The 23,020-nt window shown below is 71.7% G+C and carries 12 protein-coding genes; 7 read left to right on the top strand and 5 right to left on the bottom strand.

The features are described 5' to 3' along the window. Window positions 1-79: 79 nt before the first annotated feature. From ABTZ99_RS08465 to ABTZ99_RS08450, 4 genes are all read right to left on the bottom strand, one after another. Window positions 80-556 (bottom strand): SMI1/KNR4 family protein, encoded by a 477-nt coding sequence (locus ABTZ99_RS08465; RefSeq protein WP_498782635.1) that lies wholly within the window; start codon window positions 554-556, stop codon window positions 80-82. Continuing rightward, the gene (locus tag ABTZ99_RS08460; protein WP_499609530.1) at window positions 549-9,470 is read right to left on the bottom strand and encodes a SpvB/TcaC N-terminal domain-containing protein; all 8,922 of its coding nucleotides are present in this window, start codon (window positions 9,468-9,470) and stop codon (window positions 549-551) included. Before ABTZ99_RS08460 ends, ABTZ99_RS08465 begins: the two co-directional genes overlap by 8 nt. Window positions 9,471-9,626: 156 nt before the next feature. After that, a complete protein-coding gene (locus ABTZ99_RS08455) occupies window positions 9,627-9,872 on the bottom strand; it encodes a DUF6289 family protein (RefSeq protein ID WP_498782639.1) in 246 nt (81 codons plus the stop codon). A gap of 143 nt (window positions 9,873-10,015) precedes the next feature. Next, window positions 10,016-13,732: an nSTAND1 domain-containing NTPase gene (locus ABTZ99_RS08450; protein ID WP_499609527.1), complete on the bottom strand. Its 3,717-nt coding sequence runs from the start codon at window positions 13,730-13,732 to the stop codon at window positions 10,016-10,018. A 111-nt stretch (window positions 13,733-13,843) separates the two neighbouring features. Here ABTZ99_RS08450 and ABTZ99_RS08445 point away from each other — a divergent pair, with 111 nt between their 5' ends. Further along, a complete protein-coding gene (locus ABTZ99_RS08445) occupies window positions 13,844-15,451 on the top strand; it encodes an FAD-binding oxidoreductase (protein WP_499609524.1) in 1,608 nt (535 codons plus the stop codon). 30 nt (window positions 15,452-15,481) lie between these two features. On the opposite strand, the gene ABTZ99_RS08440 is transcribed toward ABTZ99_RS08445, so the two are convergent. Further along, window positions 15,482-17,974 carry a toll/interleukin-1 receptor domain-containing protein gene (locus ABTZ99_RS08440; protein ID WP_499609521.1) on the bottom strand — a complete coding sequence of 831 codons (2,493 nt, stop codon included), beginning with the start codon at window positions 17,972-17,974 and terminating at the stop codon, window positions 15,482-15,484. A 460-nt stretch (window positions 17,975-18,434) separates the two neighbouring features. On the opposite strand from ABTZ99_RS08440, the gene ABTZ99_RS08435 reads away from it, so the two are divergent. From ABTZ99_RS08435 to ABTZ99_RS08410, 6 genes are all read left to right on the top strand, one after another. Further along, window positions 18,435-18,971: an EF-hand domain-containing protein gene (locus ABTZ99_RS08435; protein WP_499609517.1), complete on the top strand. Its 537-nt coding sequence runs from the start codon at window positions 18,435-18,437 to the stop codon at window positions 18,969-18,971. Further along, complete coding sequence (locus ABTZ99_RS08430) at window positions 18,968-20,062, top strand: isocitrate/isopropylmalate family dehydrogenase (protein WP_499609515.1); 1,095 nt, start codon at window positions 18,968-18,970, stop codon at window positions 20,060-20,062. Before ABTZ99_RS08435 ends, ABTZ99_RS08430 begins: the two co-directional genes overlap by 4 nt. After that, window positions 20,059-20,688 carry a cysteine hydrolase family protein gene (locus ABTZ99_RS08425; protein WP_499609512.1) on the top strand — a complete coding sequence of 210 codons (630 nt, stop codon included), beginning with the start codon at window positions 20,059-20,061 and terminating at the stop codon, window positions 20,686-20,688. Before ABTZ99_RS08430 ends, ABTZ99_RS08425 begins: the two co-directional genes overlap by 4 nt. After that, window positions 20,664-21,512: an SAM-dependent methyltransferase gene (locus tag ABTZ99_RS08420; RefSeq protein ID WP_499609509.1), complete on the top strand. Its 849-nt coding sequence runs from the start codon at window positions 20,664-20,666 to the stop codon at window positions 21,510-21,512. Before ABTZ99_RS08425 ends, ABTZ99_RS08420 begins: the two co-directional genes overlap by 25 nt. Window positions 21,513-21,828: 316 nt before the next feature. Continuing rightward, window positions 21,829-22,233, top strand: a complete 405-nt coding sequence (locus ABTZ99_RS08415) for an excalibur calcium-binding domain-containing protein (protein WP_499609506.1) — start codon at window positions 21,829-21,831, stop codon at window positions 22,231-22,233. A gap of 3 nt (window positions 22,234-22,236) precedes the next feature. Beyond that, window positions 22,237-22,935: a class F sortase gene (locus ABTZ99_RS08410; protein ID WP_499609503.1), complete on the top strand. Its 699-nt coding sequence runs from the start codon at window positions 22,237-22,239 to the stop codon at window positions 22,933-22,935. The last annotated feature ends 85 nt before the right edge of the window (window positions 22,936-23,020 follow it).

Below are 23,020 nucleotides of genomic sequence, written 5' to 3'. Positions count from 1 at the left end.
GGGTCGCGGCTGGCTGCAGGTGATTCATCGCGGGCCGCCGGGCCGCCGGGCCGCCAGAAAAACACCGGTTCACCCACGGTCAGTCCGGGCAGCTCTCGAGCGCCGCGACGAATTCGTCGAACGACGCGGCGACGCGGCGAGGCACCCGGTCCTCGTCGATGTAGGCCACGGACGGCTCGCCGGTCGGGCCGCACTCCGAGTAGTCGAGCATCACGGTGTCGTGGCCCGCCGACGGGGTGTCGCAGATGACCACCCCGATGTCCGGGTAGCCCCACTCCCCCACCAGGTACCGGCTGCCCAACTCCGCCGAATCCACACCCCAGGCGCCGCCGAGGCCCCGCAGACCGCGGATCTCGAAGTGGTCCGGGGCCCACGACGTCGGGAACGGGGTGGGCAGGCAACGGCGGCGTGGGGTGCCGCCGTTGCGCCGCGCCAACAACGCGAGATAGGCCCGCGGGAGCCGGACGCCCAGGTGGGCCTCAGCCGCGCGGACCATCCCGTCGGTCAGAGGAGGACCCGTGTAGTACGGGTCCTCCTCGAAGAACGGCTCACTCATGCAGCTTGACCGCGTGCCCTCCCGTGTGGCCCGTGGCGGCGTGGACGTCACGGCGGATCAACTGCATCAGACCACTGTCCTGGTGGTGGTGCCAGGTGTAGTCGGACGGCGTGTTCTTCAGCCCGGCCGCCTCGTTGGCCAGCCGCTCGTCCACCTTCCGGTTGCCGGTCAGCTTGATCCGCACGTCCGGGACCTTCGGGTGGCGCCACTTCGAGAAGTCCGGGAAGCCGTTCTTGTCGAACGGGACCCCGGTCTTCGGGTGCTTGCCGCCGGCCAGGTGCTTGTTGCGGATGACGGGACCACCGCAGTTGTGCACCAGGACGTCGACCGCACCCGCCGCCACGTGGTAGGTGTGCAGTCCGTCGACGGTCAGGTTGTGCACCCGCTGCTGCTGCGTCCACGCCCTGACCGCGACCACCTGGACGTAGGTGCCGCTGCCGGTCCGCAGCAGCGTCCCGACCCGGAGGTCCTTCGCGTCGACCCACGACCCGAGGTCGGCCGCCCAGAACGGGTGGCCGTCGGTGGCGATGACGGCGCCCTTGCCGGCACCGGTGTCGACGGTGATCTCGACCAGGTCCTTCGAGCCGTCGCCGACGATGAGGTCGGTCACCGGTCGGACCTCGGTCACGCCCGTCTCCGGGTCGGTGGCCACGACCAGGTCGCCGACCTCCACCTCGCCGATCGGCTTGCGCGTGCCGTCGGCCATCAGCACCGGCGTCTCCGGGGTGAAGCTGTTGGGCACCGCGCAGGGCACCGACGTGGTGCGCGCCGCCTTGGCCGCGTCACCGCCCTTGTCCGCGGCACGGGCCGTGGCCTGGACGCCTTCGACGACCCGCTCCGCGTCCCGTGCCCGGTCGGCGGCCCGGACCACCTCCACGCCCTTCTCCGCCGCGCGACCGGCCTTGATCAAGGCGCCCGCACCGCCCGGCACGACGGGCAGCACCAGCGCCGCGCCGTCCGCGACGATGCCGACCGCGTCCAGCGCCGCGCCCCACCCGTTGCCCTCGCGGACGTTCTGCACGAAGCTCGCCACGCCGATCCCCAGGCTGATGGCGTCCCACGCGCTCTCCACGTACCGACCGTCGGGGTCGGTGAACTTCACCGGGTTGTTGTGGGCGTAGGTGTAGGCCGCGAGGTTGGCCGGCCGGTGCACGCCGCCCGCGGGCCCGCCGTCGAGGTAGGACTCGATGATCGGGTCCGGGCTCTGCCAGACCTGCGTGCGCGGGTTGTAGTAGCGGGCCCCGTAGTAGTAGAAGCCGGTCTCCTCGTCCAGCTCCTTCGACCCGTACAGGTACGGGACCGGTGTCGGCTGCGCCGGGTGCTCCTGCACCCACGGCTCGCCGAACGCGAAGTACTCGGTGTGCTCGGTCAGGTTGCCGTGCTCGTCGGTGACGTACCCCGACGAGCCGAGGTGGTCGGCGTGGAAGTAGAAGTGGTGGTTCTCGTAGGTGGAGTCGGTCTTGACGGTCTTCGTCGCGATCCGGGTGTCACCGACGAACACGTGCTTGAACGACGTGCCGTTGCGCTCGCTGAACGCCCGGTTGGGGTAGATGTGCTGCGGTCCGGCGTTCTTGACGACCCGGTTGCCCTCGTCGTCGTAGACGTACCTGACGGTCGCCGGCTGCTGCGGGCTGGTGCACGCGTCCGGGTGCTGGGCCACGGTCTTGTTGCGGCTGTGGTCCTGGTTGCAGGCGAGCCGGTTCTCCTCGTCCCACACGAGCTGCCGCCGCTTGCCCGGCGCGGGCGGCAGGGTGTTGACGGAGTCGACCAGGTTGCCGTTGGCGTCGTAGGACTCGTTGACGGGACCGACCGCGCTGGGCGCGTGCGGCTTCCCGCTGTGGTAGGCGTAGGCGTAGTCGTAGGTGGTCTTCTTCTGCTCCTGCGCCGTCGTCGCGGCCTGCACCGAGTAGGCGACCGGCTCGTACGCGGGCTGCGTGGTCGGCGCGGGCTCGGTCTGCGAGACCTGCTCGTCCTCGGGCTCGATCGGCCCCAGCGGCGGCAGGGCCTCGCCGGTCGCCGGGTCGGTGACCGGCTCGTCCGCCAACGTCGTCGTGTCCTGCGACAGGGCGGACGTGGAGCCGGACTGCACCAGGATCTCGTGCCGCTGGCTCTTGGCCGTCAGGTTGTGGATGGAGTCGTAGCCCAGGGCCATGGAGTACCGGTCGAGCTTGTTGTCCTTGTTCCGGTACTCGCCGGTGGCCGAGGTGAGCCGGTACAGGTCGTCGTAGCCGTAGGTCTGCCTGCTCGGACCGCCGATCGGCTTGCCGTGCGGCAGCGGCACGGTGTTGGTCAGCGACAGGACGTTGCCCACGTTGTCGTACTCGTAGCTGATGTCCTGGAACTGGTGACCGTCGGCCAGCCGCGACTTCAGGTTGCTCAGCTGCCGGTCGGCCGGGTCGTAGGCGAACGTGGTGCGCACACCCGTCCCGGTCTCCTGGAGCAGGCGCTGGCCGAACTTGTCGTAGTCGAGCCGCGTCAGGTACGGGTAGTCGAACCCGGCCTTGTGCCCGGTGGCGCGGGTGACCTGGCCTCCGGAGTCGTACTCGTAGGTGAGCACCTCGCCGTCGGGGTAGGTCAGGTCCAGCACCCGGTTGAACGAGTCGTACCGGTACCCGGTGGTGTAGCTCCGCGCGGGGGTGGTGAGCGCGGTGACCTCGCGGGTCTCGCTCGTCTTCTCGCCCAGCGCGCCGTACTTGCGGGTCACGGTGCCCGCCGCGTCGCGGACGGCCACCACGCGGTCCGCACCGTTGTCCGGCGCGCCCGGCCCGCCGTAGGTGTAGGTGACGTCGTTGCCGGAGAACACCGGGTACCGGATGCCGGCGAGCCGGTTGTACTCGTAGTCGTACTCGACGGCCTTGCCGGCCGCCCGCAGCTTCGCCGTGACCTTCGCCGTCTTGTTGCCCGCCAGGTCGTACCGGGTCTCGGTGCGGCCGGAATCGGGGCTGTCGACGACGGTGCGGCGGCCGAAGTTGTCGTACTCGGCCCTGGTCGTGTTGCCCTTGTCGTCCACGACGGTGGTGAGCTGACCCATCGGGTCGTAGCCGTAGCTGGTCCAGATCGCCGTGCCGGCGTTGAACTCCTGCACGGCGGTGGTCAGCACCCGCACGTCGGTGTAGGTGCTGCGCTGCTTGCCGTTGGCGTCGGTGGCGACCGTCCGGAACCGGGTCTCGCCGGAGCGGTCGGCGCCGAAGCCGTAGGCCAGCTCGTTGGACGTGCCGTCCGGCAGCACGGACTTCACGCTGCGGTCCACCACGTCGTAGCTCAGCCTGGTCGGTGCGACCGCGTCGTAGGCCGCGTTGAACGCCGTGTTGCCCGCGCCCTTCGGCTCGGTCACCGGGTAGTACTGCTCGACGACGCGGCCCAGCGGGTCGAACGTGACCCGGCCGGACACCACCATCACGTCGGCCGGCGCGCTGCCCGCGGTGTCGGCCACGGAGCCGTCCTGCTTGCTCTGCACCGGTCGGGCCAGGCCGTCGGCGAACTGGACGGTGTCGATCGTGTCCTCGCGGACGCCGGTGGCGGTGCGGTCGAGGTGCCGGGTGACGGCGTACGGGACGGCCGCCTCCGGGTGGTACTCGAAGTCGATCGTGGCCCGGCCGGAGCCGATCTCGTACGGCCCGACCACCTCGTCCACCCGGCCGACGCTGTCGTAGGACATGCGCAGCGACTGGTGGTTCTCGTCGACGGTGAGGTCCGGCAGGCCGAACCGCAGGTCGTGCGTCGCCGAGGACTCGTAGCCGAAGCTGTCCTTGATGGACTCGACGTGCACGCCGACGACGCCGTCGTAGCCGTACTCCTGCCGGTAGCGCTGCCCGTTCTTGTTGGCGGGCCCCGCGATGGCGCGCAGGTTGCCGTTGTCGTGGTAGGTCAGGTCGCTGACCGCGGCCGACCCGTCGGGCAGGATCTCGAGCACCGCCAGCACGTCGCCGGTCGTGCAGTCCAGTGTGGACTCCCGGTGGCGCATCAAGGTGCGCGGGGTGGCGCCGTGCTCGCGGACGAGGTTCGCGACGCCGATGATGTTGCGGTCGCGGCACGCCGGGATCGAGGACGTGTAGCCGAACTCGGCCTCCACGTCGTCACCCGGGCCGGTGTCGGCGGCGTCGAACGACCGCACGAGGTTGCCGTGCTCGTCGTAGGCCATCTCGGTGTAGGTGGACTTGCCGGGGTTCGCCTGGCCCTCGTGGTAGTGCTTGTCCACGCGGGCCAGCAGCGGGAAGACCCGCGCCGTCGTCGCCTTCGGGTTCGCGTCCGCGCCGGTGGCGACGTCGCGCAGCCGGTAGGTGTTGACCGTCTCCTGGAACAGCCCGCCCGACGCGTCCGCGGTCGCCGACCGGGTCACCAGGCCGCGCAGGTAGTAGCTGTCGGTGCGGTACTCGCTGGTCAGCGCCCGCAGGAGGGCGTCGCCCGAGCCCGCGTCGCGCTGCTCGGAGACCACCTTGCCGTAGCCGAGGAACTCGCGCTCCAGCCGGTCGTACCGGCCCGCCTCGTAGCGGAACGTGGACAGCTGCACGTCCTGGCCGTCACCGGGGTGCCCGTCGTGCACGGCGGAGCGGGAGAGCACCCACTTCGAGTCGGGCTGGTCCTGCGTGTTGCCGGACCGGGTGTAGTCCAGGTCGATCCGGGCGCCCAGCGGCCGGGACACGGTGCGCAGCAGGTTCGTGCGCCCGGTCTTGTTGGCCGCCACCACGAGCTCGTCGTCGCGGGTGGAGCGGACGTGGTCGGCGTAGCCGTCGCCGTTGACGTCGCGCAGCGCCACCTCGGCGCGGCCGATGCCGGTGGAGACGTCGGCGCCGGGGTTGAAGACCAGGCAGCCGAAGAAGAAGCAGAACCCGAACGTGAAGTACACGCCGCCGCCGAGGGTGGCGTTCTCGTCCTTGCCGACGTCGCCCGCGCTGCCGCGGAACGGGGTCGGCGCGCCGAACCCGTTGCCGGTGTTGACGGCGACGCCGACGGGGTTGTCGCCGTTGGCGAACACGCGGTCGGCCAGGCCGTCGCCGTTGACGTCCAGCAGCGTGGCGCTGGTGACCGACGAGCCGAGCGCCGCCGACACACCGCCCGCGAAGCCGTAGTAGTTGGTGTTGAAGCCCAGGTTCACCCCGGCGCTGGTGGTCTTGCCGTCGTTGACCGGGCCGCCCGGCCACGGCTCGCGCGCGGCGAACGAGTAGCCGAGGTTCAGCGCGGCGTCGCCGTTGTCGAACACCTTGTCCGGCAGGCCGTCGCCGTTGATGTCGATCAGGTCGTGCCCGGTGTCGGACTCGCCGCCGCCGACGTTGCCGCCCACGCCGAGCGCGGGCATCTCCGGGCCGGACTTGGCGCTGTTGGCGTTGCGGCTGCCCGAGGGCGCCGCCTCGCCGCGACCGTTGCCGCTGGTGCGGGCCGGGCTGCCCGCGTTGGCGTTCACGCCGTAGGCCAGCGAGTCGGACTCGCGCACCGCGCCGCCGACGCTGCCCCTGGTGTCGCCCAGGCCGCCGGTCATGTCGGAGTACTGCACGCCCGCCGACCCGACGACGTCCGGGAACCGGTCGCCGTTGAGGTCGAGGAAGTCGAGCTGCCCGGTGGAGCGGCCCTTCGCGACGCTCGCGCCACCGCCGATCGGGACGCCGGGGATGCTCGCGCCGAACGTGGTCGAGATCTGCTGCGTGCGCCCGCGCCGGGACACGGCCGCCGCACCCGCGACGTCGCCGTCGGTGAGGACGTCGATGGTGTCCAGACCGAGGCGCGAACTGGCCGAGGCGTCCCGCGAGACCCACGTGTTGTCGTCCGCGCCGGCCCAGCGGTCCTGCGCGGGAAGCGGTGCGAACACCACCACCCTGGGCTGCTTGACCTGCGGGTTCTCCGTGAAGCCCGGCACGTCGTCCTCGGTCGGCCCGTCGGGCAGCTCGTCGCGGTAGCTCTCGTCCAGGACGAGGTCGCCGCGGCTGATCGGCTTGGTCGCCCGGTCGCGGTTGCCCTGGTAGCCCACGGCGCCCCAGCCCCGGTACGGCTGCGCGAACGCGCCCTGCTCGGCGGAGGCGTGCAGGGCGCTGGGCACGGCGGTGAAGTTCGTGCCGTCGTGGGAGAGCGACGCCGACTGGCCCGTCAACCGCGAGGGCAGGGCGGTGTCGAGGGTGGCGAAGTCGAAGAACAGCTCGTCGCCCTGGGCGACCTCGGCGGTGACGCGCAGCGAGGCCGGGTCGGGCACCTGGCCGTCCACGACGTCGATCACCCGCTTGGCGAGCAGCCCGCCGCGCTTCTTGACCGTGAAGACGACCCGGGTGTCCGGGGTCTGGCCCGCGAAGTCGAAGGCCAGCGCGGGCTCCACGGTGACGGTGCCGCCGTGCGTCGCCGTGTACGACGCCTGCGGCGCGGTCAGCGTGGAGACCGGGTACATGTCCAGGTCGTACGGCGGGTGGATGACCAGCGTCGGGTTGCCGTTGTCGTCCACCACCGAGTCGACGCCCTGCGCCGCCGTGTAGTGGGCGCGCGGCACCCAGCGCAGCGTCCCGGCGTCGACCGGCGAGTCGACCTTCAGCCGCCACGACAGCGTGTCGTCGGCGGTGACCGGGACGTCCAGGTCGATCGACGCGGTGCCGGCAGCGCCGCGGGCCAGCGTGTGGCTGTAGACGTCGGAGCCGTTGCGGGTCACCACGACCGTCACGTCGTCGGTCGTGGGACCGGACTTGGCGACGTCACCGGACAGGTGCAGCGTGCCGGTCAGCGGCGCGACGACGACCGAGGGCCGGCCGCCGAGGGTGAAGTCGCGGGAGGCGAGGTAGGTGTCGTTGGCCAGGCCGTTGACGTCGGTGCTCGCGGGGACGCCGGTGTAGGTGACCCGCGGGTCCCACGCGACCGCGTCGAAGCGGCCGTCGAGCACGGACTGGACGCGGAAGAACAGCGCTTCGCCCTTGCGCACGGCGATGTCGTCGGTGCCCGTCGGCGCGAACTCGATGTGGTCGTCCGGGCCGATGCGCTGCGACCACAGCTCGGTGTCCTGGTGCTGGACGGCGACCCGGACGCCGTCGGCCGAGCGGTACGCCTGCCGTTCGGGGCTCGTGTCCTGCACCAGCTTCACGCGGCCGTCCACGCGGACCGTGCCGTCGAACGGCGCCACCCAGCGGCGGACGCCGTCCAGCAGCGGGAACGCGTCGACCTGGCGCTCGAACTCGGCGGTCTGGTCGCCGACGATCGTGCCGGACGCGGTGCCGTCGCCGACGGGGACGCCGGTGTCGCCGCTGTCGGCGCTGTAGGCGGGCCGGCCGTCGGCGTCCAGGTGGCCGAACAGGACGCCGCCGTTGTTCACCAGGTCGGTGATGCCGTCGCCGTTGACGTCGGTGAAGTAGCGGTCGGAGGTCGTGGTGGTGGAGACGTAGTCCAGCTGTGCCGCCACGCCGAAGTAGGACTCGATGCCGACCGTGCCGGACCGCGTCTTCTCCGACGAGATGCCCGGCAGGTTCGTCAGGCGGATCGGGGTGTCGCCGAACCTGGCCTGGCCGTCCGGTCCCGACTCGTTGGGGCGGTAGAACACGCCGCCGTCGGAGCGGAACACCTTGTCCGGCAGGTTGTCGCCGTTGACGTCGGCGAGCGCGAGCAGGCCGTCGGAGGAGCCGGAGTTGTAGCCGACCTTGAGCCCCGCGGAGTTCGACTTGCTCACCGAGGTCGGGTTGTAGCCGACGTACAGGTGCCCGCCGGCGCTGGTCGACGTGGTCGCCGAGAGGGCGCTGGCCTCGCCGTCGCGGATGTTCACGCCCAGGTCGTCGTCGGCGACGGCCCAGTTGCCCGCCGCGTCGAACGCGTCGTACCCGCCGGAGGCGTCGCGGATGTCGTCGAAGTAGTCGAACGTGTGGGTGTTGAAGCGGGTGTTGCCCGCGTCGAACTGGCTGACCGAGCCGAGCAGCGTCTTGGCGAACGCGCCCTGGCGGTAGTCCAGCTCGTAGGCGCGGATCAGGGTGTCGTCCACCTTCACCTCGACCCGCCGCAGCAGGTCCGCGGTGACCCGCTTGAACCCGGAGCGCGCCTCGATCTGGACGTCGCCGCGGCGCGGCTCGCCCCGGTCGCGGTCGCGGGTGAAGGTGACCGAGTAGCGGCCCTCGGTGTCGCCGTGGCCGGTGTAGGTGATCTTCGCGGGGTACAGGTTGGCGCCCGGCACCGATCCGCCCGCGACACCGGCGTCCTCGACGCGGACGTTGTGGTAGCGCACGAAGTTGTCGTTGGTGTCACGGGTTTCGCGCAGCGCCCAGGTGGCGATGTTGCCGGACGCGTCGGCCAGCGTGGCGGTCTCCTCGCCGCCGAAGACCGACCGCGTGCCTTCCCGGTCCACGACCTCCCACCAGTAGTTGGTGGGGTGGTCGCCGTGCCGGACGATCTTGTCGAACCGCCCCTCGACGCGGGTGTGGAACACCTTCTCGGCGGTGCGCGCCTGGAGCTCGCCGCGGTGCGCGACGGGGGTGAGCTGCTCGCCGTTGAGCAGGTAGGTCTCGGTTTCCAGGCCGGCGTGGTAGCGGGGCACGCCCCAGCGGGTGTCCAGGGTGATCGCGGCCTGGGCGAGGTCCCAGCCGACGCCGGTCCAGCCGTTGCCGCCGGCGGAGTTGTACTGGACGACGAGCTGCGGCTGCATGCCCGCCCGGCCCGGCGGCACCTCCAGCGGGTACGACAGCCGGGCGTCGCCCAGGTTGTTCGCACTGGGCGCGGAGACGAGGTTGACCCCGCTGCTCGGGTCCGCGGCCTTGATGCCCTTGAGCTGGTTGGGGTTGAACGCGGCGCCCTCGGGGTGGTCCGGCGCGGTCACCGAGCCGCTGCCCGCCGAGGTCGGGCTGACCCGGTCGTACAGCTCGGGCGGCGTCAACCCGATGCCGACCAGCGCCAGGAGCGCGAGGAGGGCGGTCGCGGCACGTCCCCTGGACCTCGGTCTGCGGCGTAATCCGGCGCGAGCGAACATGCGGCGTCCCCCTCATCAGGCGGCGGTCTTCCCTAGCCTGTTCGGGGAGCGGCGTCCCGGTCGTTACGCGAGCGCCCGTCCGTCACTCGTCCGGCCTAGCAACACGACGGCGGTGGTGGTGTGAGTGGCGGTCCAGGTCCCAGTTCCCGATCGGGCTCAGGCGGCGGTGTTGCAGCGTGCCTGGCCGAACACCAGGTAGCCGCGCTGCACACCGGAGCTGTCGACGTTGCCGTCGCAGTCGATCGCCCGGTAGCCGTTGAACTGGGTGTGCTCCGGGTCGGCGTACCACTGGTACAGGCACGCGTAGCCGCTCTTGCACACCGGGATGGCCTGGGCGGAGGCGGGCGCGAGGGCCACGACGCCGAGTGCCGCCACGACGGCGACCAGCAGCCGACGGATCACGGTGGACCTCCTTGCTCCGGGAACGGGTCCCGGGACGCGCGGTGCGGGGACGCCGTCCAGGATGGCAGCGGGACCGGAAACCGCAGCACCACCGATCGGCAGATCGCTTCGGGACGACCGAAGCCGTGGACCGCCGCACGGCGTCACTCGCGCTCCGCGCAGGTCGCGGGCGGCGGTTCGAGCACGGGGAAGTCGTGGGCGATCACGTGGCAGAGCCGGTCGATCGCCTGCTCCACCCCGGTGGTCCACGGAGTGATCGTCCGGTCCCGGCTGCTGCTGGCGACCGTCGCGCCGTCCGGGCTCCAGGACAGGTCGGTCACGGACCCCGTGTGCCCGCTCAGCTCCGCCCAACGGGTGTAGCCGTCCGTCTCCCACAGCGTCACCGCGTGCTCTTCGCCGAACGTGGCGATCAGGCGCCCGTCGGGGCTGAACGCCAACCACTCGATCGGACTCGTGCGGCTGACCAGCTCGCCCTTCCGCTCCCGCGTGGCGACGTCCCAGACCACGACCTCGCCCTCGCCGTCGATCGTGGCCGCCTGTCCCCCGTCCGGGCTGAACGCGACCATCGGCACCGGCCCGTCGCCGACGTCCAGGGTCCCGCGCGGCTCCAGGGTGGTCGCGTCCCAGAGCAGGACGCGCCCGCGCGAGGTCGCGACCGCCAGCACGCTCCCGTCGGGGCTGTACTCCATGTGCAGCGCGGATTCCCCCTCCACCGTGCGGCTCACCCGCGGCCGCCCGTCCACGTCCCACAACGCGACGGTCCGGCCGTTGGTCAGCAGCGCGAGGGTGCGCGAGTCCGGGCTGAACGCCGCGCGCCGCGCCACGACGCCGTCATCGCGACCGGTCACCACGGCCACGGTCCGCAGCGTCTCCGCGTCGCGGATCGTGACCTCGCCCTGGTGGCCGGCGGCGAGCAGTCGCCCGTCCGGGCTCTGGACCGGGCCGATGGTGTCCAGGGAGGTGTTGCCCGAGCCCGCGACGGTCGCGCGCGGCGTGCGGTGCTCCCGGTCCCAGACCACGAGCGTGCCGTCCGCGCTGCTGCTGGCCAGGGTGGCGCCCTCGGGGTTGAACGCCACGCCGCTGACCGTGTCGACGTGACCCACGAACGGGAACCCGGCGCGGTCCCACAACAGGATCCGGCCACCGCTGCCCGCGATGAACCGCCCGTCGGGGCTGAACGTCGCGCTGGCCACCCCGCGGCTCTTCGACTTGACGAGCTGCCCGATCCGCGTGCGGCGCGGGACGTCCCACAGCAGCGCGTCCCCGCCGATGTCGACGGCGACGAGCCGGTCGCCCTGCCGGCTGAACTCCACCCGGCGCACGCTGTCGACGTGGTCGAGATCGGCGACGTGCCGCCGGGTCGCGGTGTCCCACAGCCGGACCACGCGACCGGGACCGGCGGTCGCGATGGTGGCGCCGTCGGGGCTGAACGCCACCGACAACGACCGCCTGGTGTCGTCGACGGGGATGCGGTCCACCGCCCGGGACGTCGCCACGTCCCACAACGTGATCCCACCGCCCCCGTCGGTGAACGCGAGCAGCTTCCCGTCCTGGCTGAACGCCAGGTCGGAGGAACCGCGGTCCACCAGCGTGACGAGCGGCCGGCCGGTCGCGGCGTCCCAGAGGCGCACCCCCGCGTCGCCGGCGGAGGCGAGCAACCGCCCGTCCGGGCTGAACCTGATCTTGGTGATCGAGCCGGGGGCCCTGCCTTCCAGGGCGACCGACCGGTCGGCCACCTCCCAGACGACGAAGCCGCCGTCCGCCGTGCCGTGCGCCAGGCGGCGGCCGTCGGCGCTGAAGTCGACCGTCAGCGCCTGCCCGGGCCGTCCGCTCAGGACGCCCGACTTCGTGCGGCTGCCCACGTCCCACAGGTCGACCTCGCCGGCGGCGCCGGGAGCGGCCAACAGGCGGCCGTCCGGGGAGAAGGCGGTCTCCGCGGGCATCCCGGCCGAAGGGGACAGCTCGGCGGCGTAGTGGCGCCGGGACGCGAGGCTGAGCACGGCGCTGCGCGCTTCGACGGTCGGGTGGCTCCGGTAGGCGTCCAGGGCGCGCCGCATCGCCGCCCCCACGTCCTGGTCGGCTTCGGTCATGGCCTCGGCGGCCAGCTGGCGCGACGCCGTGATCAGCCCCTGGGCGATCGCGTCCTGGCGTTGGCGCACGGCCACGGCGGTCATCGTGATCGCGGCCACCAGCAGCACCGCGAGCGCTCGGGACGACCACCGCAGCTGCCGGGTGCGGCGTCGGCGGGAGGCCTGCTCGCGTTCGTCGGTGGTGAGGCTGGTGCGCAGGAACGACGCCTCGTCGGTGGTGAGGTTGCCGCTGTGGCGCTGCGCCCAGTCGCGGGCCGCCACCAGCCGTGAGCCGCGGTACAGCGCGCCCGGGTCGCGGTCGAGGGACAACCACGTCTGGGTGGCTTCGGTGAGCTGGCGGTGCACGCGCAGGCCGTTGCGGTCCTCGGCCAGCCAGCCGCGCAGTCGCGGCCAGGAGCGGACCAGCGCTTCGTGCGCCAGCTCCACGCCGTCGTGGTCGACGGTCACCAGCCTCGCGTCGACCAACGACGCGAGCACGGCGGTGGTGTCGGGGTCGTCGTCGAGCTCGCCGCGCCGGACGCGGCGCTTGGTGTCCTCGGTGCCGTCGCCGAGCGCGATCAACCGCAGCAGGATCTGCCGCGCCAGTTCCCGACCGCGGTCACCCAGCGCGGTGTAGGCGTGCTCGGCCGTCTGCGCGACGGCGCCGCGGATACCGCCCGCCATCTCGTACCCGTGCACGTCGAGCGTGTTGCCGCGGCGGCGCCGCCACGTCTCCAGCAGGGCGTGCGAGACCAGCGGCAGCGTCCCGACCTGGCCGGTCACGTCGGCGACGATCCGGGCGAGCAGCGCGCCCTCCACCGCGTACCCCGCCTGGACCGCCGGGCTGGTGATGGCCTGGCGCAGCTCTTCGGCCGTCATCGGGTCGACGGGCACGTGCGCGTCCGCCAGGAACGCGGCGAGCCCCGGGTGGGCCGCGCAGTGCCCGTAGAAGTCCGCGCGCACCCCGAGCACGACGCGGCAGCGGCTGTTCTCCGCCTGGGCGGCGACCAGCAGCGCGTCGACGAAGTGGTTCCGCTCGTCCTCGTCGTGGCAGAGCGTGAACACCTCCTCGAACTGGTCGACCACGAGCAGCAGCTCCACCTCCGGCGGCTGCTCCGCCAGCGCCTGCCGGACGAACAGGTGCAGGTTGCGCGGGTCCGCGGCGAACTCCGCCCGCAGCTGCCCGGCGGTGCGCCCGTCGAGCCGACCGAGGTGGATCGCGCACTCCTCCAGCGGCCGGGCCCCCGGCGTGAACAGGACCGCCTGCCACCCGTCGGCGCGCAGCCGCGGCAGCACCCCGGCGCGCAGCAGGGAGGACTTGCCCGCCCCGGAGACGCCGGACACGACCAGGAACCGGCCGCCCGCCACCCGCGAGGTCACCTCGGCGACGAGCCGGTCGCGGCCGAAGAACCGGTGCGCGTCCTCCGACCGGAAGGGCGCCAACCCCACGTACGGCGACCCGGTCGTCTCCGCGGGCCGGTCGCGCTCCCGCGCGGCGGCCGTCGCGGCGGCGAGGTCGTGCCACCGCTGCTCCCACTCGGCCTGGTCGCCGTCGCACGCGCGGACGTAGGCCAGCGTGACCGGCAGGCTCGGCAGCTTCCGCCCCGCCGCGGCGCTCGACAGCGCCGTGGCGGAGAAGTGCGCCCGCCCGCTCAGCTCCCGGTAGGTCGGGCTGCCCGCCTTCTCCCTCAGCCGGCGCAGGTCGGCCGCGAACTCCACCAGCGCGTCGTCCCCTGCCTCGAGCGGGCGCTCCCGACGTGGCAATGCCGTCCCCCAGGCATCGGTGGCCATTCATCAGACCTTGTTGTACACCGTCCGGCCACCGACAGCGATCAATTCCGCGGCACTACGGATGAGGTCGACGGGCGCGACACCGTCGAGATCGACAACCGTGAGAGGCCGGTGCTGACGTTGACCGAGTTGACCCGCCGTGCGTTCCTGGGCACGACCACCGTGACGGGAGGCGCCGCCCTCGGGCTCATCGGCGCCAGGGCGTCCGCGAGCCCTCAGCTGCGCTTCCCACCGCAGGGAGCGGTCGCGGTGGGACCGGACGACCTGCGCTACCAGGACCTGGTCAACCGCGGTTTCAACGCCCGGTTCGCGGCGCGGCCCGAGTGGATCCGCCTGGTCCACACGACCGGGCAGGTCGTGCGGGTGGTGGACGAGGCCGTGCGCGCCGGCAAGCGGATCTCCGTGCGCAGCGGCGGGCACTGCTTCGAGGGCTTCGTCGACGACCCGTCGGTGCAGGTGATCGTCGACACCTGCGAGATGAACGAGGTGTACTACGACCCCGAGCGCAGGGCGTTCGCCGTCGAGGTCGGCGCCACGCTCGGCCAGGTGTACCGGACGCTGTACCTGGGTTGGGGCGTCACGGTCCCCGGTGGCGAGTGCCACCAGGTTGGCGTCGGCGGGCACGTCGTCGGTGGCGGGTTCGGCCCGCTGTCGCGCCGGGACGGGTTGATCGTGGACCACCTGTACGCGGTGGAGGTGGTCGTGGTGGACCGCTGGGGGCGTGCCCGCGCGGTGGTGGCGACCCGTGACGCCGACGACCCGAACCGGGAGCTGTGGTGGGCGCACACGGGTGGTGGTGGCGGCAACTTCGGCATCGTGACCAGGTACTGGCTGCGGTCACCGGGGCGCACCGGCGACGATCCGGCGACCGCGTTGCCCGAGGCGCCGGGAACGCTGCTCAAGGCCGAGGTGACCTGGCCGTGGAGCCGGATGACCGAGCAGGCGTTCGCGCGGCTGGTGCGCAACCACGGCGCGTGGCACGAGCGGCACGCCACCGACCAGGCGCCGTGGTCGAGCCTGTGGAGCCAGCTCACCCTCACCCACCGCGCGCTCGGCCGGATCGGCCTGATCGCCCAACTCGACGGGGCGCTGCCCGGCGTCCGGCCGTTGATGGACGGCTACCTCGCGGCGCTGGCCGACGGCGTCGGTGTGCCGCACGAGGTGCGGATGTCGTTCACGCCGTGGTTGAAGGCCACCATGGGCAACGGCTTCGACACCACCGGCATGAACCGCACCAAGTCCGCGGACGCCTTCCTCCGCCGGGCCTGGACCGAGCAGCAGATCGCGACCTGCTACCGGTACCTGGGGGACGGGCGGCAGGCGGGCATCGGTGCGGTGTTCCTCTACTCGTACGGGGGGAGGATCAACGCGGTGCCGTCGTCGGAGACCGCCGTGCCGCAGCGCGACTCGGTCCTTCGGGCCTGGGTCACCTCGTTCTGGGCGGCACGGGAGCAGGACGCCGACCAGGTGGCGTGGGTCCGCGAGTTCTACCGCGACCTCTACGCCGCGACCGGCGGCGTCCCCGTGCCCGACACCGCGACCGACGGCGTGGGCGTCAACTTCCCGGACGTGGACCTCGCCGACCCGCGCTGGAACACCTCCGGCGTGCCGTGGCACACGTTGTACTACAAGGCGAACTACCCCCGACTGCAACGGGTCAAGGCCCGCTGGGACCCCCGCGACGTCTTCCACCACGCCTTGTCCGTCAAGTCGACGTGACGGCCCAACCGATCACCGCGCGACGCCCGTTCACCCCGCGACGTCGGCGAAGAAGGTCACCGCCGACCAGTAGCAGAACGCGAACAGCGCCAGGTAGATCACCGACGACTGCGCGAACTGGTGGCGCAACGGCACGGCCAGCGTGTCGCCACCCTGGCCCGGGACCGTCGGCAACCACCGTCGCACTTCGTCGGCGTGCGGGGTGAGCCAGGCCAGGGCCAGGAAGACGTTGACGAGCGCGCCGAGCAGGATGATGCCGAACTGGCTGTCGAACGACAGCAGGAACTGGAGCTGGGTGACGTACAGGACGACCACGACGGCGTTCAGGCGTACCCGGAACCGCGCATACGTGGTGCGGGACGACGCGAGTTCCATGGCCAGCCAGAAGAGGTAGAGGCAGCACGGCACGCAGATCCAGAACATCAGCTTGGCCACCTCCGGGACGAGGCGGCCCACACCCTCGTCCTGGATGAAGCTGCTGTACACCCGGCCCTCTCCGAACAGGGTGACGGCCAGCAGCCAGGTCGCGCACAGCCTCATCGCGTGGCTCTTGTACCACACGGGTCCGGGCACGACCATTCTCGTCAACCTCTCCGGGAGGGCCGGGAAGGAGTAGGCGGTATTCGTCGCCGGACCCTGTCGGATGGAGCGCGCGAGCAGGGCGAGCTTGTCGGGCGATCGCTCGCGGTAGTCGAACCACTGGTGGCGGTTGAGCAGTTCCAGGGTCTCGACGTGCCGAATGGTCGTGCACACCACGTAGATCAGGTCGGGGTTCTCTCGCTCGACGCGCTCCAGCCAATCCAGCGGGGTGCGGTTGGACAGCAGGACGACGGCGACGTCGCGCTGTTGCGAGCCGCCACCGTCGGCAGCCGCGCTCTCGGCCAGTGCGGCCTCGATCTCCGTTGCGACGTGACCATCGGCGGGCTGGTGCAGCAGTCGCCACGGCCGTTCGGATGCGGTCCGCGGCGGCTCCGGCGGTGTCCCCCCGCGCTGCGATCGTTCGGCGGACCGGGGCGGGTCCACCGCGAGCGCGCCCCGGTGCTCGTTGTGCTGGAGTCGTGACCTCTCGGGCGCGACGCCGGTGGCCAGCCAGCGGTACAGGGAGGCGGAGCGCCGTGACCTCACGTACGCGACCACCGCGAGCCCGAGGAGCAGCAGTGTCGGCCAGCGCCACTGCGCGCTCGTGGCCGTCAGGTACGGCGCCGCGTCACCTGCGGAGAGAAAGGCGGATCCGTACTCGAAAGAAGATGACGAGCTGTACTCCACGTACTGCGCGAGGAGCATGTCGTCGAGGTCTCGCCAGGCCGAGGAGTGCAGGTTGGCCGGCGTCGACATGAAGCCGCCGCCGATGCTGACGATGACGTGACTGGTCGAGTGGTCGATGAAGCTGGTGTTCAGGTAGAGCCAGCAGGAGCCGAGCAGCGCGAGCGGGACCAGGGGGAAGGAGAACCTCCGCCGGTAGAGGATCGCCACCAGGAGGAACGCCACCAGACCCGTGAGCGTCAAGGTGATCACGGCGACTCCCAGGAATGCGTAGACCTTGCTGGAGAGCCCGTGGAAGGTCAACCCGAGCAGGTGGGTCGTGAAGCCCACGTCGGCCTCTTCGGGAATGTTCTTCTCGTGCGGCGTGGTGATCGCCACCAGGGTTCGGAGGTTGAGGACGTCGAAGAACACACTCGTCGCGAGCACCAGGACCAGGGTGGCCGTCGTCAGGAAGACGTCCGGCGGCAGGCGCAGCGGAAGGCCCAGCGGGTTTGCCCTCGGGACCCGATCGCGATGGTGCCGGGGCTCGGCCAGCAGTTCGACCAGTGTCCGCACCTTCGGTTCGAACCGGCTGCGCAGGTCGACGACCGCCACGGCCGCACGGCTCAACTCGGGTGGAAGATCGACCGCTTCGAAGAGGACGACGTATATCCGCTTGCCGTTCTCCAGGGCCGTGCGCCATTCGTAGTCGACGTTCTTCGACGCCAAGGCGTCACGTGACGCCACGAGCACCAGGGAGTCGCACGCCGCGAGACCCCGATCGATGCTCTCCCGCCAGTCGGCACCCGCCTGGATCCGGTGCGTGTCGAACCACACGGACACCGAACCACCCGTCAAGCGCAGCATCAACGACTCGGCGAAGTAGAACTGCCTCCGCGAATAACTGAGGAACACGTCGGGATCTCCCACCTGGTCTTCCCGCCCCGCACCTCGCCCGACATCGGAATCCGGCGGCACATCGCCCGCGCCCATGTCGTCGAGGCCGTCGTGGAAGCGAGTGCGGAGGTAGCCCAGGACGATCGGGCTGACGGCCGCCGACACCACGAGCCAGCCGTCCAACGACGTCTCGACCAGCAAGGCGATGACCACTCGCAACGCCTCGGCGGAGACCGCTACGGCGAACCCGGGACCGCGCCGGGCGAAAATGAGCAGGACACCGACCACCTCGATGGCGGACACCACTCCCAGCACCGGATCCCAAGGTGACGACGAGCGCCCGTGGTCGATGTCGACCTCGAATTCGGTGACCGTGATGTACATCGCCCAAGCGGCCTGCCCGAGAACGAGGCAGAGCAAGGTGATCGGTAACGCCCCTTCTCCCCGGGACGAGCCTGCGCCGGCGCTGTGGTGCATGGTCCCCCACTCGTCGAACAGCCGCGACAGTCGACGTCCTGACCGAACTCGCCCCCCGGCATCCTCCCGTGCAGGCGAGGCGGTCGAGGACTTGGCGACACAGTAGCGTCGAGGACTTGCCCACGGGACCGCATCGGGTGAGGGCAATCGGAAGGAGCAACCGGGCCGCCAGGACGATCGGCACGCCGACTCACGCTCGGACAATTCCAGGTGACGTCTGACAATTCACACTTTCCAGTGAAGATACGAATCGTTCGGCCGGGCAGGCGGAGCCTCCGACATCATGGGGACACCGCCACCGGCACGGCGGCGGACGACCGCGCGATTCCCTCCGCTGTCGCATATTTCCGGACGAAGAGAAGGAAACATGAACCATCCTCAGGCGGCACTGAGCCGGGTCGACGTCGTCTTCGCGCTGTTCGACGCCAACGGCTCCGGTGAGATCGACGCGAGCGACTTCGAGGCCATGGCCCGCCGGGTGGTCGAGGCGGCGCCGCAGTCCGACGCGGCCGCGAAGGACGCGATGACCGCGGCGTTCCACCGCTACTGGAAGACCCTCGCCGAGGAGCTGGACGACGACCGCAACGGCCGCGTCAACCGGGACGAGTTCGAGGACATCGTGCTGTCGCCCGAGCAGTTCGAACCCACCGTCGACGAGTTCGCCCGCTCGTTGGCCCGGTTGGGCGACCCGGACGGCGACGGCCTGATCGAGCGGGAGGTGTTCACCGCGCTGATGACCGCCATCGGGTTCGAGCGCCAGAACATCGACGCGCTCTTCGCCGCCCTGGAGCCGGACCGGGACGACCGGATCTCCGTGTCGGACTGGGTGGACAGCATCAAGGACTTCTACCGACCGGAAGCGGCCGGCATCCCGGGCGACCGCCTGGTGCCGAGCGCCGGATGACGGCGGAGGTCGGACTCGCCGTGGGTCGAGGCACGGGGCCTGAACTCGCGGACGTCTTCGAACGGGTGGTGGACCGGCTCGGCCGGGCGCACGGCGGCGCGCCGACGATCACCCGCTCACCCCGGGTCTACCACTCCTACCACTCGTTACGCGCGGAGGCCGGCGGGATCGCGGACCTGCGCCGGCTCACCGAGGACGACGCCGAGCACTACGAGCGGTTCTGCCGGACCCTGGCCAGGCGCGGCGCCGGCGCGGTGTTCCGCACGGCCGTCAACGCGCAGTCGCTGTACCTGGTCAGGCAGCGCCTGCGGGCGGTGAAGGTCGACGTGATCCCGACGCCCGGGTCCACGCCCGACGAGGCGCTGCTGCTCGTCCGGGACGAGGCCCAGGGCTTCTACACCGGCGAGAACCGGCACGCGCCGGGCGTGCTCACCCGCACGATGCGGTTCAGCCGCGAGGTCACCGACGACGTCATCGCGCACGCCTTGGCCCGAGCGCGGCAGCAGTGGCCGGACGGCGGCGCCGACCGGGTCGTCATGGCCTACAAGCACCACCTGCTCGACGGCGCCTTCGACGACTGGGTGCGCGCCGCGGCCGAACGCCACGGGGTGCGGATCGAGCTGAGCCAACCCGACACCGTGAACCGCAACCTGATCCAGGACGGGTTGCCGAGGCGGGCGGTCGTCGTGGCGGGCAACGAGTGGGGCGACATCATGCACGTCGTCCTGCTGGACCGCTACGGCGGGCAGAAGCAGGAGAACCGCTGCACCGAGAACGTCTACCTGCACCCCGAGCTGCACGGGCTGGTGGAGTACCAGACCGTGCACGGCTCCGCCGACGACCTGGCCGGTCGCGACACCGTCAACCCGACGGCCACCGTGCGGGCCGCGGCGGCCGTCGTCGAACGGCACTGCGACGGCGCGGGCGCGATCGAGTCGACGGAACGGGCCCTCGCCGCCGTGACCGCCCGCGGCGTGCTCACCCCCGACCTCGGCGGGCGGCACTCGACCACGGCCGTGGTCGACGCGCTGCTCGCCGAACTGCCCGACCGGCGCGTCGGGCGGTCGGCGAGGCTGGAGGCGGGTTCGTGACCCGGACGGCACTGGTCGTCGTGGACCTGCAGAACGACTTCTGCACCGGACCGGTCGCCACGGCCAGGTACCCCGGGGATCCCGCACACCTGGACGCCGTGACGACCAACGCCGCACGCGCGGTCGACCTGGCGCGAGACCGCGGCACGGAGGTGGTGTTCGTCCGCTTCGTCGGCGACGCGGAGCACCAGGGCCCGAGTTGGCGCCGCCGCAATGAACGCGCCGGTCGGACGCCGACCTGCCGTGAAGGCACCTGGGGTGCGGAGTTCTGCAAGGTCGCCCCGGCGCCCGGCGAGTTCGTGGTCACCAAGCACGCGTGCTTCGACGCGTTCCTGACCCCCGGCTTCGAGCAGCACCTGCGGCGGCGCGGCATCGAGCACCTGGTGTTCGCCGGCGTCTACGCGGACGTGTGCGTGGACTCGACCGCCCGCACCGCCTTCCAGAAGGGCTGGCACATCACGCTCCTGGTCGACTGCACCACCAGCCTGCGGCAGCGCGACGAGGACACCGCGCGGTTCATGGCCGACCTGTACGGGGCCCGCACCAACACCCACGACCGTCCCGACACGTGGTGCGATCCCCTCGGGCGAGAGGACGGGCGGTGCTCGGCGACGGCGTCGCGCTGACCGCGCTCATGATCGCGGCAGCCCGCGCGATCGAGACCCACCGCCCGGACTCCTTGGCCCGCGACGACTACGCCGAGCACTTCGTGCGGGCCGCACCGGCGTCCGCGAACTGGCCCGTGCGCCCGCGCGACGTGCCGGACGGCGAGGCGAACCCCCTGTGGGGCAGGCTCGGCCGCTACTTCGGGCTGCGCACCAGGGTGCTGGACGACGTCGTGCTCGCCGCGGGCAACCGCCAGGCCGTGCTGCTCGGCGCGGGCCTGGACACCAGGGCGTTCCGCCTCGACTGGCCGCCGGACTCCGTCGTCTTCGAACTCGACCAGGCCCCGGTGCTGGCCTTCAAACAACAAGTGCTGGACAGCCTGGGCGCACAGCCGCGTGTCACCCGCCGGCCGGTGGTCGCGGACCTGCGCGACGACTGGGCGCGGCTGCTGCCCGGCTTCCGACCGGACGAACCCACGACCTGGCTGGCCGAAGGCCTGCTGCTGTACCTGCCCGGCGACGCTGAACGCCGCCTGATCGACACCGTGGACCGGCTGTCCGCACCCGGCAGCACCCTGGCCTACGAGGTCAAGCTGGTCCGGGAACACCCCGCGGTCCGCCGCAACCCCGTCTACACCTCGACCAAGGCCCAGACCGGCATCGACCTGCTCGCCCTGTTCGACGACGACCCCCGCCCCGACTCGGCCGCCACCCTCGCCGCCCGCGGCTGGACCACCCACGTCCACACCCCGTTCGACTTCACCCACCGGCACGGCCGCGGACCACTCCCCGAACCCCACGACACCCTGGCCGCCAACCGCTGGATCACCGCCACCAAGACCTGACCCCGCGGCCACCGGCCTTCACCGTCGACTACGCCGTCACGCTCACGCGGGTCAGTCGGTGCAGCGTCCACCTCCACATCGGCGACGCCGGCCGTGCACTGTCGGCGACCGTGCCGCGGCGTCAGGTTCCTGATAGGGCCATGACGCCGATGGATCGGGTGAACCCGCCGTTGCCCCCCTCCAACCGGGCGGAGGACGGCGTTAGCGTCCTTCTGGAGCAGTTGTCGATTTCGCGAGGAGGTCGGCCGCACAGCCATCGAACAGCGGGCGCGGTCGACGAACCAGGATCTCGTTCAGCAGGGAAGGGATGTGCGACATGCTGCTTTCCAGGCTCGTCGGAGCCGCTGTGCTCACGGCGAGCGCCATGCTGCCGATCGTCGGAGTCGCGACCGCGCAGGACGACCGCGACTGCGCGGACTTCAGCAACCAGGCCGAAGCACAGCGGTTCTTCGATTCCGCCGCGACCAACTACCACCGGCTCGACGCGGACAACGACGGCATCGCTTGCGAACAGCTCCCGGCGCCCAGCCATGTCCCGGCAACCCGTCGGACCCAAGCGCCCGAGCCGCCCGTCGGCCCGATCGACACGGGTGACGGCTCCACCGTGAAGGACCCGACCGCTGACGACTCGGGCACCGTGCCACTCCTCCTCGGGCTGGCCGGGCTCGGCGCCGTCTCCGGCACCGCTGTCGTGGCTCGGCGTGCGCGCAGGAGCAGTTAGAGCATGCGCGACCGCTCACGCCGCCATCCCCGCCGGAGCGCGAGAGCTCGACTGGCGGGGATGGCGGCCGCGGTGGGCCTGGGTGTTCTGACGGGCATCGACCACCCGGCCGACGACGTCCACGCGGTCGGCACGACCCCCGCCGCGGCGGCGCACCAACCGGCCGGAACGGACTTCGCACCCGCACCGGGCACACCGCCGGACCCACCGTCGACAGGGGCGCTCGGCGCATCCCGACCGACGCGGCTGACCATCCCGGCGATCGGCGTCGACACCGCCGGTCTGATCGACCTCGGGCTGCGCGCCGACCACACCATGGAAGTCCCGGCCGACGCGGAAACCGTGGGCTGGTACACCAATTCGCCGACTCCGGGGGAGAACGGGCCCGCGCTGCTCGCCGCGCACGTCGATTGGCAGGGGCGGCTGGGGGTCTTCCACGACCTGCGCAAGCTGGAACCCGGCGACCAGGTGACCGTGCAACGGGCCGACGGCTCGGCCGCGTCGTTCACGGTCCAACGGGTCGAGCAGCACCCGAAGGACCGTTTCCCCACCCAAGCGGTGTTCGGCCACGTCGAGAGCCCCGAGCTGCGGCTCGTCACCTGCGGCGGCCAGTTCGACCGGCAGGCGGGCAGCTACCGGGACAACATCGTGGTCTACGCCCGGCTGACGGGAAGCCCGCATCGCGCCGGATCCTCCGGGTGAGGTCCCGCCGGCAGCGCGGAGGACCTGATCCCCACCCCGGTTGACGCGGTCTACCTGGTGGTCCGCGAACGCGCATAGGCCGATC

It is taken from the genome of Actinosynnema sp. NPDC002837, assembly GCF_040295345.1.
In the GTDB taxonomy this organism is placed as follows: Bacteria; Actinomycetota; Actinomycetes; order Mycobacteriales; family Pseudonocardiaceae; genus Actinosynnema.
This window is presented reverse-complemented; position numbering and strand designations above follow the sequence as displayed.